Origin of the sequence: Caulobacter segnis ATCC 21756, from assembly GCF_000092285.1 — a bacterium.
GTDB classification, from domain to species: Bacteria; Pseudomonadota; Alphaproteobacteria; order Caulobacterales; family Caulobacteraceae; genus Caulobacter; species Caulobacter segnis.
On record NC_014100.1, the window covers coordinates 4,487,718 to 4,501,181 of the forward strand.

At 66.9% G+C, this 13,464-nt stretch carries 13 protein-coding genes; 6 read left to right on the forward strand and 7 right to left on the reverse strand.

Annotated elements, in window-relative coordinates; translation table 11 throughout:
• Positions 1-136 precede the first annotated feature (136 nt).
• Positions 137-1,747, forward strand: a complete 1,611-nt coding sequence (locus CSEG_RS20510) for a cisplatin damage response ATP-dependent DNA ligase (protein WP_013081145.1) — start codon at positions 137-139, stop codon at positions 1,745-1,747.
• Positions 1,748-1,836: 89 nt separating this feature from the next.
• Entirely contained in the window at positions 1,837-3,024 is a 1,188-nt protein-coding gene (locus CSEG_RS20515) for an MFS transporter (RefSeq protein WP_013081146.1), read from the forward strand.
• Here CSEG_RS20515 and CSEG_RS20520 read toward each other — a convergent pair.
• Positions 3,021-4,181: a DegT/DnrJ/EryC1/StrS family aminotransferase gene (locus CSEG_RS20520; RefSeq protein ID WP_013081147.1), complete on the reverse strand. Its 1,161-nt coding sequence runs from the start codon at positions 4,179-4,181 to the stop codon at positions 3,021-3,023. The two genes, CSEG_RS20515 and CSEG_RS20520, sit on opposite strands and share 4 nt — an antisense overlap.
• A gap of 148 nt (positions 4,182-4,329) precedes the next feature.
• Here CSEG_RS20520 and CSEG_RS20525 point away from each other — a divergent pair, with 148 nt between their 5' ends.
• Genes CSEG_RS20525 through CSEG_RS20535 form a run of 3 tightly spaced genes read left to right on the forward strand, consistent with a single transcriptional unit; the run spans position 4,330 to position 6,024 of the window.
• Complete coding sequence (locus tag CSEG_RS20525; RefSeq protein WP_013081148.1) at positions 4,330-5,301, forward strand: mechanosensitive ion channel family protein; 972 nt, start codon at positions 4,330-4,332, stop codon at positions 5,299-5,301.
• 55 nt (positions 5,302-5,356) lie between these two features.
• A complete protein-coding gene (locus CSEG_RS21725) occupies positions 5,357-5,791 on the forward strand; it encodes a MarR family winged helix-turn-helix transcriptional regulator (protein ID WP_013081149.1) in 435 nt (144 codons plus the stop codon).
• On the forward strand, positions 5,788-6,024 hold the full coding sequence (locus CSEG_RS20535; RefSeq protein ID WP_013081150.1) for a zinc ribbon domain-containing protein: 237 nt from the start codon (positions 5,788-5,790) through the stop codon (positions 6,022-6,024). The genes CSEG_RS21725 and CSEG_RS20535 overlap by 4 nt, the downstream gene beginning before the upstream one ends.
• On the opposite strand, the gene CSEG_RS20540 is transcribed toward CSEG_RS20535, so the two are convergent.
• The 4 genes from CSEG_RS20540 to CSEG_RS20555 form a co-directional block, all read right to left on the reverse strand.
• The gene (locus CSEG_RS20540) at positions 6,021-6,245 is read right to left on the reverse strand and encodes a hypothetical protein (RefSeq protein WP_013081151.1); all 225 of its coding nucleotides are present in this window, start codon (positions 6,243-6,245) and stop codon (positions 6,021-6,023) included. The genes CSEG_RS20535 and CSEG_RS20540 overlap by 4 nt on opposite strands.
• 138 nt (positions 6,246-6,383) lie before the next feature.
• Positions 6,384-7,037 carry a fructose-6-phosphate aldolase gene (gene fsa / locus CSEG_RS20545; protein ID WP_013081152.1) on the reverse strand — a complete coding sequence of 218 codons (654 nt, stop codon included), beginning with the start codon at positions 7,035-7,037 and terminating at the stop codon, positions 6,384-6,386.
• 69 nt (positions 7,038-7,106) lie between these two features.
• Positions 7,107-7,988, reverse strand: coding sequence for a dTDP-4-dehydrorhamnose reductase (rfbD, locus tag CSEG_RS20550; RefSeq protein ID WP_013081153.1), 882 nt, complete (start codon positions 7,986-7,988; stop codon positions 7,107-7,109).
• Entirely contained in the window at positions 7,985-8,530 is a 546-nt protein-coding gene (locus CSEG_RS20555) for a D-glycero-alpha-D-manno-heptose-1,7-bisphosphate 7-phosphatase (protein WP_013081154.1), read from the reverse strand. Before CSEG_RS20555 ends, rfbD begins: the two co-directional genes overlap by 4 nt.
• 101 nt (positions 8,531-8,631) lie before the next feature.
• Here CSEG_RS20555 and CSEG_RS20560 point away from each other — a divergent pair, with 101 nt between their 5' ends.
• Positions 8,632-9,801: an AGE family epimerase/isomerase gene (locus CSEG_RS20560; RefSeq protein ID WP_013081155.1), complete on the forward strand. Its 1,170-nt coding sequence runs from the start codon at positions 8,632-8,634 to the stop codon at positions 9,799-9,801.
• 27 nt (positions 9,802-9,828) lie between these two features.
• On the opposite strand, the gene CSEG_RS20565 is transcribed toward CSEG_RS20560, so the two are convergent.
• A complete protein-coding gene (locus tag CSEG_RS20565; protein ID WP_013081156.1) occupies positions 9,829-11,139 on the reverse strand; it encodes a mannose-1-phosphate guanylyltransferase/mannose-6-phosphate isomerase in 1,311 nt (436 codons plus the stop codon).
• 93 nt (positions 11,140-11,232) lie between these two features.
• Positions 11,233-13,269, reverse strand: coding sequence for an NAD(+) synthase (locus CSEG_RS20570; protein ID WP_041538774.1), 2,037 nt, complete (start codon positions 13,267-13,269; stop codon positions 11,233-11,235).
• Positions 13,270-13,464 lie beyond the last annotated feature (195 nt).

Consider the following 13,464-nt stretch of genomic DNA (forward strand, 5'->3'; position numbering starts at 1 on the left):
AAGACTGGAGCCGCCGCGAGAGCCTCACCGCTTTCGCGGCGGTTTTGTTTCTGGGCGGAGCGCCGGTCCCTTGCCCGCGCGCGAAGGAGCTGTGCGTATTGGCTTGAGCTGAACGAAGGGAGCCGTCCGACATTCCATGTCCATGCGCGCCTTCGCCCACCTGCTCGACCGGCTGTCCCTGACCAGCTCGCGCAACGCCAAGCTGACTCTGATCGAGGACCACCTGCGCCAGACGCCGGATCCCGATCGCGGCTACGCCCTGGCCGCGCTGACGGGCGCGCTGTCGTTCAACGCCGCCAAGCCGGCCTTCATCCGCAAGGCGGTCGAGGCGCGGATGGACGCCCAGTTGTTCGGCTGGTCCTACGACTATGTCGGGGACCTCGCCGAGACCGTCGCCCTGGTCTGGCCCGCCAAGCCCGGCGCGAACCGGCCGCCGGAGCTTTCCGAGGTGATCGACGCCCTGCACTCGGCCTCTCGCGCCGAAGTGCAACGCTTGATCGAGGGATGGCTCGACGCCCTGGATCCCGACGGCCGCTGGGCGCTGTTGAAGCTGATGACCGGCGGCCTGCGGGTGGGTGTCTCCTCGCGTCTAGCCAAGCAGGCCTGCGCCAACTTTGGCGGCGTCGAGATCGGCGAGATCGAAGAAGTCTGGCACGCGATGAGCCCGCCCTATGGCGACCTCTTCGCCTGGCTGGAAGGACGCTCGGAGCGCCCTTCGCCCGATGCGCCGGGACGCTTCCGACCGGTGATGCTGGCCCAGCCGATCGACGAGGCTGTCGACTTCGCCAAGCTCGATCCCGCCGACTACGTCGCCGAATGGAAATGGGACGGCATCCGCGTCCAGGCCGTCAGCGAGCGGGGGATGCGCAAGCTGTACACGCGCACCGGCGACGACATCTCGGCCAGCTTTCCCGACGTGATCGACGCGCTGGACTTCGAAGGCGCGATCGACGGCGAGCTGCTGGTGCTGCGCGACGGCGCCCTGGCCCCGTTCGGCGACCTGCAGCAACGCCTCAATCGCAAGACCGTCGACGGCAAGCAGTTGGCGAACTTCCCCGCCGGCATCCGCGCCTACGATTTGATGCTGGACGGCGAGGAGGATCTTCGGAGCCTACCCTTCGTCGCGCGGCGCGCTCGGCTGGAAGCCTTCGTCGGTCGCCTGAAGACCACACGCATCGACCTTTCGCCCCTCCAGCCCTTCTCGACCTGGGAAGAGCTGGCCGCCCTGCGCCTCGATCCGCCCTCGGGCGACGCCCGCCTGTCCGAAGGGCTGATGCTCAAGCGCCGCGACAGCGTCTACGAGCCGGGACGGCCGAAGGGCCCGTGGTTCAAATGGAAGCGCGACCCACACCTGATCGACGCGGTGCTGATGTACGCGCAACGCGGCCACGGCAAGCGATCCAGTTTCTATTCCGACTACACCTTCGGCGTCTGGCGTGAGGACGAGGAGGGACGCCGAAACCTCACCCCCGTCGGCAAGGCCTATTTCGGGTTCACCGACGAGGAGCTGAAGCAGATCGACAAGTTCGTGCGCGACCACACGATCGAGCGCTTCGGTCCCGTGCGTTCGGTCCGCGCGGACCTGGAGTTCGGCCTGGTCTTCGAGGTCGCCTTCGAGGGCCTGCAGCGCTCGACCCGTCACAAGTCGGGCGTCGCGATGCGGTTTCCGCGCATCAACCGCATCCGCTGGGACAAGCCCTCGCGCGAAGCCGATGAGCTCGCCACGCTGGAAGCCATGCTCGACTAGGCGTTGGGCCCCGGGCGCCTATATAGCTCGCCAGGCGTCGCTTCGCGTTGTGGCCGGATGGGCCGCTCGGCGTTCGCTCGGAGTCTCGGATGACCCAAGCCTCGGAAGCCAGCGGCCTGAGCCGCGGACTGACCCTCGCCATGGCCGCGGCCACCGGGATCGGCGTCGCCAATATCTACTACAACCAGCCGATGCTGGGCCTGATGCTGCGCGACGTGCCCAGCGGGCTGACCGCCATGGTGCCGACCGCGACTCAGCTGGGCTACGCCGCCGGCCTGTTCCTATTGGTGCCGCTGGGCGATCTGATCGAGCGTCGGCGATTGATCGTGCTGCAGTTCCTGGCCCTGGCGGCGGCCCTCGTGGCGGCGGCCGTCGCGCCAACGGCGGGGCTGATGATCCTGACTTCGCTGCTGGTCGGCGCGGCGTCGACCGTGGCCCAGCAGATCGTACCGTTCGCCGCGCATCTCTCGTCTCCAGAGCGACGCGGGGCGACGGTCGGAACGGTCATGGCCGGCCTTCTGTGCGGCATCCTGCTGAGCCGAACGCTCGCCGGGTTCGTCGGGGAACATGCCGGCTGGCGGGCGATGTTCTGGCTGGGCGCGCCGATGGCCCTGGCCGCGGGCGGCTGGATGGCGTGGAAGCTGCCGCGCAGCCATCCGCAAGCGGGGCTCTCCTACGGCGCCTTGCTGGCCTCGCTAGGGCGGCTTTGGACGGAGTTCGGCGCCCTGCGCCTGGCCGTGGTGACCCAGGCCCTGTTGTTCGCGACCTTCACGGCCTTCTGGACAACCTTGGCTCTGCGCCTCCAGGAGCCGCGCTTCCATCTCGGCGCCGACGTCGCCGGCCTGTTCGGCGTGATAGGCGCGGTCGGCATCCTGGCCGCGCCGTTGGCGGGCCGTATCGCCGACAAGCGCGGACCGCGCCCGATCATCGCCCTGGGCGCGGGCTTAGCGTTGGTTTCGTGGCTGATCTTCGGCCTCTGGACCACGATCCCGGGGCTGGTCGTCGGCGTGATCCTGTTGGACTTCGCGGTGCAGAGCGCCCTCGTCTCAAACCAGCATGTCGTCTACGCGCTGCGGCCGGAAGCTCGCTCGCGGATCAACACCGTCTTCATGGGCGGCATGTTCCTGGGCGGCGCGGCCGGCTCCGCGGCCGCCGCCTTCGCCTGGAAGAGCGCCGGCTGGACCGGTGTCTGCGCTTTGGGCGTGGCCCTGACGGGAGCCGCGGCCCTACTTCAGCTGGTCAACCTGGCCCGCCGGCGCGCACTGAAGGCCGCTTAGGCCCCGAACGACCGGATCGCGTCGATGATCTTCCGCTGGTCGGCTTCGCCCAGATACGGGTGCATCGGCAGAGCCAGTACGGTCTCGGCCTTGGCCTCGGTCACCGGCAGGCCGCCCGCGCCCCGCGGGAAGGCCGCGTACGGCGCCTGTACGTGCATCGGAACCGGATAGTAGACGGCGGTCGGGATCCCGTGAGCCTTCAGATGCGCGGCCAAACCGTCGCGATCACGGTGCTCGATCACGTATTGGGCCCAGACCGAGACACCGCCCTCGATCACCGCGGGCGTCGAGATCACCGCGCCCTTCAGGCCCTCGGCATAGCGATCGGCCACGACCTGCCGCAGCGCGATCTCCTCGGCGAAGATCGCCAGCTTCTCGATCAAGATCGCGGCCTGGATCGTGTCCAGGCGCGAGTTCATGCCGATGCGGGTGTTCAGGTACTTGGGGTCGTGGTCGAAGGTCTTGCCCGCGAGATCGGGGCCGACGGCCTTGCCGTGGACGCGATAGCTGTCCATCAGGTCCCACAGCGTGGTGTCGTTTGTCAGCACCGCGCCGCCGTCGCCGTAGCAGCCCAGCGGCTTGGCCGGGAAGAAGCTGGTGGTCGCCACGTCCGCCCAATGCAGCGGATGCTCGCCGTCCAGCGTGCAGCCGAAGCCCTGGGCGCTGTCGGCGATCAGCTTCAGGCCTTCGCGGTCGCAGATCGCCTTGATCGCCGGATAGTCCGCCGGCTGGCCGAACAGGTCGACCGCGATGACCACCTTGGGGGTGAGCTTGCCCTCGGCCTTCACGCCCGCGATGGCGGCGTCCAGCTTGGCGGGGTCGATATTGTAGGTGTCGGGCAGCACATCGACGAATACGGGCGTCGCGCCGACCCACGGCACGACTTCCGGCGTCGCGGCAAAGGTGAAGGACGGGCAGAACACCGCGTCGCCCGGACCAACATCCCAGGCCATCAGCGGCAGAGCGATGGCGTCGGTCCCGTTGGCGCAGGACAAGGCCAGCTTGGCCTGACCGAATTCGGCGAGCTTCGCCTCGAACTCCCGCACCTGCGGGCCCATGACGTAGGCGCCGCTGTCCAGCACCTTGGCGATGGCGGCGTCGATCTTGTCGCGGATGCGGCGCTGCTGCGCGGCGAGGTCGATGAAGGGCATGCTCATGGGCGGCGCTCTTAGTCTCCGTTCATGACGAATTCGAGCCAATTGATGTAACTGACTGTTTCCATTCGCTTGGCCAACGGGCGCAAGCGGAACCACGGGCGCATCCTACCGTTGACCTGGACGCGCGGGGGCGCCTATCGAGACCTTCATGCAGACTAAGCCTAACCCGATCCCAGCGAACACGCCGCTGCCGTCGCTGATGAACGTGCGCGCGGATGAGACCATGTTCGGCCACTTCCTGGATTGGCTGGGCGGAGTGGCCGTCAATCTCGTGGTCGCCGGCCTGACTCTGGCGGTTACCTTCTGGGCGGCCGGCTGGGCCGCCCGGTTCATGCGGCGCACCCTGAGCCGCGTTCATCGCAACGCGCCAGATCCCACATTGGAGAGCTTCAGCGCGTCGTTGGCGCGTTATGCGGTGATCGCGGTGGGGCTGGTGGCCGTCCTCCAGCAATTGGGCGTGCAGACGACGTCGATCCTGGCGGTGCTGGGCGCGGCGTCCTTGGCGATCGGTTTGGCGCTGCAAGGCGCGCTATCCAACGTAGCGGCTGGGGTGATGATCCTGCTGTTCCGGCCCTATCGCGTTGGAGACGTCATCGAGACCGCGACCCGCCAAGGCACGGTGAAGGCGCTGGACCTGCTGTTCACCGAGATCGCCACCCCTGACAACGTCAAGGTGATGATCCCCAACAGCAAGGTGTTCGGGGATGTCATCCTGAACTACTCCACCCACCGCTATCGTCGGGCCGACGTGCTGTTCAAGGTGCCGCTGAAGACGGACCTGGTTCTGGTGCTCAAGCGCCTGCGCGAGCGCGCCGAGAGCGATCCCCGCATCCGCAAGGACCCTGCGCCGATGATCGAGGTGACCGATCTGTCGGAAGCCTTCGCCCAGGCGGCGATCCGCGTCTGGACCGCTGCGGCCGATTTCGGCCCCGTGAAGACCGACATGATGCTCTCGGCGCACCTTCTGGCCGAGAACCCCACGCGCGACGATCTGCCTCCGCCGCGCCCGTCCAAGGCTGCGGACCCTTCCCCCGCCATGCCCGGCGAGGGCGAACATCACCTGCTGGACCTGATAAAGGCCCGCCGCAAACGAACGACGCGGACAGCCCCCAAGCCTTAGACCGCTTCGATCGTTCGGGATTTACGAAGCTTTTCGCCGCCCATAGCGTCGATTCATGAGCGACGCCTTCGCCTCCGAATTCGAGGACCTTTTCCGGGCGACCTATCGCGCGGCGGTTCGACGTGTCCGCGACAAGCGCGAGCGGCTTTCGCCAGAGACGATCGCCTTGCTGGATCACCTGGCGGCGGCGGGACCGCTCACGGCCGGCGAATTGGCGCGGCACATCGATCGCGCCCCCAGCACGCTCAGCGAAATGGTCGATCATATGGTCGACAAGGGCTTGCTGACCCGGGACCGTGACCCGACCGACGCACGCCGCAGCCTGATCTGGCTGACCAATGATGGTCAGGCCGCGCTGCTGGAGGCCCGCACCGTCCTCGATCTCGCCCGATTGGCCGCCGCCGCCAGGGGCCTAACAGCTGACCAGCGCCACGCCCTACTCGAGGCCCTGCGTGCGCTCGTCACCCAACTGAAAGGAGAAGACCGATGAGCCAAGCCTGTGAAAGCTGCGGCATGCCGATCGAGACGGGTCACTATTGCGCATACTGTGTCGATGAGGCTGGCGTTTTGCAGGACTTCTCGACCCGCTTCGAACGCATGGTGCAATGGCAACAGCGACGCGGCAGTCCGCGGGGGCAAGCCGAGCAGGAGACCATCGCCTACATGGCCAAGATGCCAGCGTGGAAAGACCACCCCGAGGTGCTGGCGCGACTAGGGGGCTAGGCCGCGCCCTGCCCGTGCGTCCATTCCCGCGCGAACTTCAAGCTGAGGCTGACTTCCTCGAACACCACGCGACGCAGCTGACCCAGGCGCTCCGGCGCATCGTGGATGATCACGAACGGGAAGCCATTGTCGGACAGGAAATCGTGCAGGAAGCGCGAGAACCGATCAGCCTCTTCGGGGCCGGTCAGGCGGACTTCGGTCTCGGCGATCTTGGGAACCATGAGTGTGGCCCTCTGTGAACGGACCACCTCTAACGCGCGAGCTCGCGTTTGCGAACCAGCTTCGCCTCTGCGAAATAAACTGTGATCATTTGATCGCCCTTCAGGCGAGCGAAACGCCCGCCCGAAGGGCGGTGTCGCTTACAGGATGGACTGTCCCGTTGAAGCCCAGTCCTTCAAGAACTGCTCCAGGCCCTTGTCGGTCAGGGGGTGCTTATAAAGGTCCGAGAACACCGCCGGCGGGATCGTCACCACGTCGGCGCCGACAATGGCGGCTTCCTTGACGTGGGCGGCGTTGCGCACCGATGCGGCCAGGATCTCGGTCTCGTAGCCGTAGTTGTCGTAGATCGTACGGATGTCGCGGATCAGGTCCATGCCGTCGAAGCCATAATCGTCCAGGCGGCCGATGAACGGCGAGACGAAAGTCGCGCCGGCCTTGGCCGCGAGCAGCGCCTGGGTCGGCGAGAAGCACAGGGTGACGTTGGTCTTGATCTCTTCGTCGGCGAAGGCGGCGCAGGCGATCAGACCGTCGCGCGTCAGTGGGATCTTCACGACCACGTTCGGCGCGATCTTCGCCAGCTTCTGGCCTTCAGCGATCATGGCGTCCGCCGTCGTGGCCGCAACTTCCGCGCTGATCGGGCCCGGGACGATGTCGCAGATCTCGGCGATGACCTCGAGCATAGGACGCCCCGACTTGGCGATCAGGGTCGGATTGGTGGTCACGCCGTCGATCAAGCCCGTGGAGGCCAGGTCGGCGATGACCTTCGTGTCGGTGCTGTCGAGGAAGATCTGCATGGTCGCTCGCGCTGAATTGTCTTGGAATGTCCCGCCGGTTTATCCCGCGGACGCTCGGGGCGCCAGCCGCTAGCCGATCGCTCCCATCGTAACGAGCCGATCCGCCGTCCGTTCAACCGCGGGCCGCCAGGGCTCTGGCTCGAAACCGAACACCGCGCGCAGCTTGGCGGTGTCGAGCGGCGAACGCGGCGGGCGAGGCGCGGGTTCGGCGAAGGCGGCCTGGGTCGTCGGCTCAAGCTTGGCGCGCGACAGCGGATCACGCTCGATGGCCGCCTTGGCGAACTCGAAGCGGCTGGTCTCGCCGGCGTTGGCGAAATGGAAGAGGCCGAACGCCGGATCACCCGACGGCGCGGCGGCCCAGCGCGGCGCGGTCTCGACCAGAAACGCGGCAAGGGCCTCGCCATCGGTCGGCGTCCCGAACTGGTCGGCGACAACCTTCAAGACATCGCGCTCACGCGCCAGACGCAGCATGAAGCTGACATAGTTGCGGCCGTAACGCGAAAAGACCCACGAGATCCGCAGAACGGCCGCGCGCGGATGGGCTAGCGCCGCCTGCTCGCCGGCCAGCTTGGAACGGCCGTAGACGTTGAGCGGCCTCGCCTCGTCGGTCTCGACATAGGGGCGGTCCGTCAGACCGTCGAACACCGCGTCGGTCGAGAGGTGGATGAACGGCAAATCGCGCGCGGCGCAGACCTCCGCCATCACCCCAGGCGCGGTCGCGTTGACGGCGAAGGCTTCGTCTGGATGAGACTCGGCGGGGTCTACGTGGGTGAAGGCGGCCGTATTCAACACGAGGTCGCACTGGGCCGCCTGGATCGCCCTGCGGATGGCGGAGGGGTCCTCGAGGTCGCATTCGGCGCGGGAGAGCGCGACGACCTCAGTCCCCTCGCGCGCGGCGGCCTGAACAGCCGTAGCGACCTGACCGGTCCCGCCAAACTGCAGGATCTTCATTTCAGTTCTGGAACGCGATCGCCCAGCACCTGGGCGACGAAAGCGCGCAGATTGCCGCCCTTGAAGAGATAGCCGGGCATGCCGGCGCGGTTGCCGGCCTCCACGTCGATGTGACGATCACCGATGATCACGGCTTCTTCCGGCTTCAGGTTCCAGTCGGCCAACCCCCGCAAAATCATGCCAGGATTGGGTTTCCGATCAGGGTGGTCAGCCACGCGATAGGCCTCCACGATCGCCGCTTCATGGAATGGCGAATAGTAGAAGGCGTTGATCTGCCCCCCGAGTTCAGCGAGTTGGTCCTGCATGGCGTCATGGAAGCGGTCCATGTCCGCCTCGTCGAAATAGCCTCGGCCAATGCCCGACTGGTTGGTGACGACCAGGACCTTCAAGCCCGCCCTGCTGATCGCCGCCACGGCTTCACGGGCGCCCTCTATCCACTCCAGCCGCGCCGGATCGAAGACATAGCCGTGATCAATGTTGAGCACGCCGTCCCGATCCAGGAAGACGGCTTTCAGGGGCGGAAGATCAGAGGCGCCGGTCATGCCTTGAGCAGTAACCCGCGCGAGACGAATTCGCCAGACCGCCGTCTTGGCCTTGACACGGGTTGCGCTCTAGAAGGTCTCATCCCTGGAGACGCCCTCTGATGACCAAAGCCTTCGCCGAAGCCACTCGCCTGTGCGACCGCCTCAAGACCTGGGCGACCGAGGCGGCCTATCCGCTTTGGTGGACGATCGGCGCAGACCACAAGAAGGGCGGCTTCTTCGAGAAGCTCGATCTTGAGGGCGCGCCCGTTGAGGGCCCGCGCCGAGGCCGCGTCCTGCCGCGCCAGATCTTCTCGTTCGCAATCGCTGGCGAGCTAGGCTGGGAGGGGCCTTGGCGCGAGGCCGTCGAACATGGCCTGTCTTTCTATCTCGCCGCGTATCGCCGCCCCGACGGCCTCTTCCGCACCCTGATCGGACCTAATGGCGAAAGCCTGGACGAGACCGCGGAGCTTTACGACCAGGCCTTCGCCATGTTCGCCCTGGCGGCCGTGGCCCAAGCGCTGCCGGCCCGCGCGGCCGAGGCCAAGGCGATCGCCGTGGAGGTCCGTCAGAGACTGATCGTTGAGCGCAAACATCCTATGGCGGGCTTCCATCAATCCAACCCGCCCACCACACCGCTGCAATCCAACCCGCACATGCACCTGTTCGAGGCCATGCTGGCCTGGAACGCGATCGACGACGATCCTGCCTGGCGCGCCTTGGCCGACGAGATCGCGGAACTAGCCCTTTCGAAGTTCATTCAGGCCGAAAGCGGCCAGCTCCGGGAGTTCTTCGACCTCGACTGGAACGCCGCGCCGGGCGTGGAGGGCCGGATCTGCGAGCCGGGGCACCAGTTCGAGTGGGGCTGGCTGTTGCTGCGCTGGGGCAGGCTCTCGGGCCGCGCCGACGCGACGAAGGCGGCCCTGCGCATGATCGACGACGCCGAAGCGCATGGGATCGATCTGTCTCGCGGGGTGGCGATCAACGCGCTGTTGGATGACTTCTCGATCCACGACAATGGCGCGCGCCTGTGGCCTCAGACCGAACGGATCAAGGCGGCGGTGTTGGCCGCCGAGATCACCGGCGAGGACAAGTACTGGGACATGGCCGCGGCCGGCGCGGAAGGGCTGCTGGCCTATCTGCGCACGCCGGTTCCGGGCCTGTGGCGTGACAAGTACCAGCCCGACGAAACCTTCGTGGAAGAACCGGCTCCGGCGAGCTCTTTCTATCACATCGCCCTGGCGATCCTGGAGCTGGACCGGACGGTCAGCGCTCGCGCCGCCAACGCCTGAAGGTAGGCGCTGGCGCCACGATCGTGATTAGCGAGGGCGCGTGACCAACAGGGTCGCCGCCCCGATCGCCCGGGCGCGGCTCTCGCGCTCCAGCGGAATGACGGCGCCGGCGGCGTAGACGTCGCCGTCCATCTCCAGAACGCCCTCCAGCAGTTGGATCGTCGAGATGGGCAGGGTGAGGGCCTCACCGGCCGGGGCGCGCCGCAGCTCGACATCGAACCCGTCCGTCGAAACCAGGGTCTCGGTTCCATTGGGCGAGGCGCTGCGGCGCGAAGCGATCGAACGACCCTTGGCCTTCAGGCCGTCCACCAGCGTCTTGACCGCCTGGCTGTCCTTGCGATGGCAAACGAGCACAGCGTCCGGCTCAACCACGACGACGATGTCGCTGACTCCGATAACGCCGACATAAGGGCCGGTGGAGCGGACGAGCACGCCGGTCGCACCGTGCAGGTCGACGTCGCCGGCCTGGGCGTTGCCCTCGCCGTCGCGGGTTGAGGCCTCCCAGATCGCATCCCACGCGCCGAGGTCCGACCAGGCGAAGGCGGCGGGCACGACAGCGGCTTTTTGGGTCCGCTCCATGACCGCGTAGTCGAGCGAGATCTTCTTGGCCTGAGCGAAGGCGGCGCGATCAAGGTGGCCGATGCCGGCTTCGAGCGCCAGGCCGTCGACACAAGCCTTGGCGGCGGCCGCCACCGTCGGCTCGAACGCCTCGAACTCGCCCAGCAGCGTGGCGGCCCTGAAGGCGAAATTGCCGCTGTTCCAGAGATAGCCCTCAAGCAGGTACCGCTCGGCGGTGGCTTGGTCCGGCTTCTCGACAAACGCGGCGACCTCCCGAACCGAGCCGTCCAGCAGGGCTGCGCCCGGACGGATATAGCCGAAGCCGGTCGCCGGCACGGTCGGCTGAACGCCGAAGGTGACGATCAGGCCTTGCTCGGCCGCCTTAGCCGCGACCAGCGCCGCTTGCTCGAAGACGTCTGGCTCTGAGATGTGATGGTCGGCCGCCAGCATCAGCACGACGCCGTCCGGATCCTGGCGCTCGACATAGGCGGCCGCCGCGGCCACAGCCGGCGCTGAATCCCGCGCCTCCGGCTCGACCAGGATTGTCGTCCAGGCGCCGATCTCGGCGGTCTGTTCGGCGACGAAGCCGACCATGGCCTCGCCGGTGACCACCACCACTTCGGCGACGCCGGGGATGTCCTTGACTCGCAGCACCGTCTCCTGGAACGAGGATCGATCGCCGACCAGCTTCAGGAATTGTTTGGGTTGGTCGCTTCGCGACGCGGGCCACAGACGCGTGCCCGAACCGCCGCACAAGATCACCGGATAGATCGCAGCCAAGACTTATCCCCACACACTTAGTCTTTTGCCCCTGATAGGGCGTTATTGCGAAGAGTGCTTAAAGGGAAAGTCGTCAGTAACGAAGAATTTTCGTCAGTCTGGAACGCCCGCGCGCAGTTCCGCGAGCCAGGCGTTCGCGGTGACGTCGGAAGGCATCCGCCAGTCGCCGCGCGGAGACAAGGCGCCACCTGACGAGATCTTCGGACCGTTCGGCACGGCCGAGCGCTTGAACTGGTTGGCGAAGAAGCGCTTCAGGAACAGCTCCATCCAGCGCTTGATCTCGGGCAGGTCGTAGGCGCGGCGAGCGTTGTCGGGCAGGCCGACTGGCCAGCCCCCCTTCTCCGCGTCATGCCAAGCGCTCCAGGCCAGGAAGGCGATCTTGGACGGCGCCATGCCATAGCGGGTCATGTAGTAGAGATTGAAGTCCTGCAGGGCGTAGGGCCCGACGAAACTCTCGGTGGCCTGGACCTCCTCGCCCGGCACAAGCTCCGGCGAGATCTCCGTGGCCAGGATGTCTTCCAGCAGAGCGGTCGTGGCGGCGTCCACGTCGCCGGAATGGGCCACGAAGCGGATCAGATGCTGGATCAGCGTCTTGGGCGCCCCGCAATTGGGGTTGTAGTGGCTCATGTGGTCGCCGACCCCGTAGGTGCACCAGCCCAGGGCCAGCTCCGACAGGTCGCCCGTACCGACCACCAGGGCGGCGTTGTGGTTGGCCAGGCGGAACAGATAGTCGGTGCGCAGGCCCGCCTGCACATTCTCGAACGTCACGTCATAGACGGGCTCGCCGCGCCCGAACGGATGGTCCAGGTCCTTCAGCATCTGGGTCGCGGCGGGGCGGATGTCGAGCTCGGCGGCGGTCACCCCCATGGCCTTCATCAGCGACCAGGCGTTGGACTTGGTGCGGTCGGACGTGGCGAAGCCCGGCAGGGTGTAGGCCAGGATGTTCTCACGCGGCAGGGCGAGTTGATCGACGGCCTTTGCGGCCACCAGCAGCGCCTGGGTGGAATCGAGCCCACCCGAGATGCCGATCACCAGTTTCTTGAGGCCCGAAGCCTCCAGGCGGCGGGCCAGGCCCTGAACCTGGATGTTGTAGGCCTCGTAACAGTTCTCGCGCAGCTTGGCGGGATCCGACGGCGTGAACGGGAAGCGCTCGACGCCGCGCGCCAAGGCCAGGTCGCCGGCGGGCGGCTGGAAATCGAACGGGATCACCCGGAACGGGACCCTGGGCGGCGCCAAGGCCATGGCGTCGCCGAAGCTGCCAACCCGCATCCGCTCCTGGCGGATGCGCTCGACATCGATATCGGCGAAGGTCCAGGCCGGTCCCGTTGAGAACCGCGCGGTCTCGGCCAACAGCTGCCCCATCTCATGAATATCGAGGTGACCGTCCCAGGCGAGATCGGTGGAGCTCTCGCCCGCCCCGGCGGCGGAATAGACATAGGCCGCGATCGCCCGCTCCGACTGGCTGGCGCACAGCAGGCGACGGGTCTCGGACTTTCCGATGGTGATGTTGCTGGCCGACAGGTTCAGCAGGATTTCCGCACCGGCCAGGGCCTGCGCCGTACTCGGCGGGTTGGGCGTCCAGACGTCCTCGCAGATCTCGATTCCGACGGTGAACGGCGTCGGACCGCTCGCTTTGAAGAGGACGTCGGTCCCGAACGGAACGGCCTGGCCCGCAAGGCTCAAGGTCTTGCCCGTCACGCCGGCGCCCGGGGTGAACCAGCGCCGCTCATAGAACTCGCGATAGTTGGGCAGGAAGCTCTTGGGAACGACGCCCAGCACCGCGCCGCCCTGGATCGCGACGCCCGTGTTGTAGAGCCGCCCGGCGTCCCGAAGAGGCGCCCCGACCACGATCATCGGCGAGAGGTCGCGGCTCGCTTCGGCCAGGGTCGCGATCGCCGCCTCGGCGGCGTCCAGCAACACCTCCTGCTGCAGCAGATCATCGATCGTGTAACCAGTGAGGCCGAGCTCGGGGAACACGATCACCGCGACGCCCGCGTCATGAGCCTCGCGCGCCAGGGCCAGAACGCTCTGGGCGTTCGCGACGGGGTCGGCCAGCGTCACCTTCGGGACAGCGGTGGCCACCCGGGTGAACCCATGGCGATAGGGCGAGAAGAACGACGGACTACCCAAGCGACCGGCCTTTCCCATCTGACGATCGCCTTATGCTGAAAGTGAGCATAAGGCGCGCTCCAGCTATAACGCCTGCGGAGCATGTTGCATAGCGTCCACGGCGGGCGTCCGGCGCCCGTCTTAAGCCCTTGTCGCGGGTTGACCCCTCCGGGTTCCCATGCGACTGCGCCGATCGCGCAGCCCCGCAAAACAACG

Bases quoted from the DNA above. Each gene is read 5' to 3' on its own strand.
- CSEG_RS20510 (WP_013081145.1), top strand. From the start codon at position 137: ATGTCCATGCGCGCCTTCGCCCACCTGCTCGACCGGCTGTCCCTGACC.
- CSEG_RS20515 (WP_013081146.1), top strand. From the start codon at position 1,837: ATGACCCAAGCCTCGGAAGCCAGCGGCCTGAGCCGCGGACTGACCCTC.
- CSEG_RS20520 (WP_013081147.1), bottom strand. From the start codon at position 4,181: ATGAGCATGCCCTTCATCGACCTCGCCGCGCAGCAGCGCCGCATCCGC.
- CSEG_RS20525 (WP_013081148.1), top strand. From the start codon at position 4,330: ATGCAGACTAAGCCTAACCCGATCCCAGCGAACACGCCGCTGCCGTCG.
- CSEG_RS21725 (WP_013081149.1), top strand. From the start codon at position 5,357: ATGAGCGACGCCTTCGCCTCCGAATTCGAGGACCTTTTCCGGGCGACC.
- CSEG_RS20535 (WP_013081150.1), top strand. From the start codon at position 5,788: ATGAGCCAAGCCTGTGAAAGCTGCGGCATGCCGATCGAGACGGGTCAC.
- CSEG_RS20540 (WP_013081151.1), bottom strand. From the start codon at position 6,245: ATGGTTCCCAAGATCGCCGAGACCGAAGTCCGCCTGACCGGCCCCGAA.
- fsa (WP_013081152.1), bottom strand. From the start codon at position 7,037: ATGCAGATCTTCCTCGACAGCACCGACACGAAGGTCATCGCCGACCTG.
- rfbD (WP_013081153.1), bottom strand. From the start codon at position 7,988: ATGAAGATCCTGCAGTTTGGCGGGACCGGTCAGGTCGCTACGGCTGTT.
- CSEG_RS20555 (WP_013081154.1), bottom strand. From the start codon at position 8,530: ATGACCGGCGCCTCTGATCTTCCGCCCCTGAAAGCCGTCTTCCTGGAT.
- CSEG_RS20560 (WP_013081155.1), top strand. From the start codon at position 8,632: ATGACCAAAGCCTTCGCCGAAGCCACTCGCCTGTGCGACCGCCTCAAG.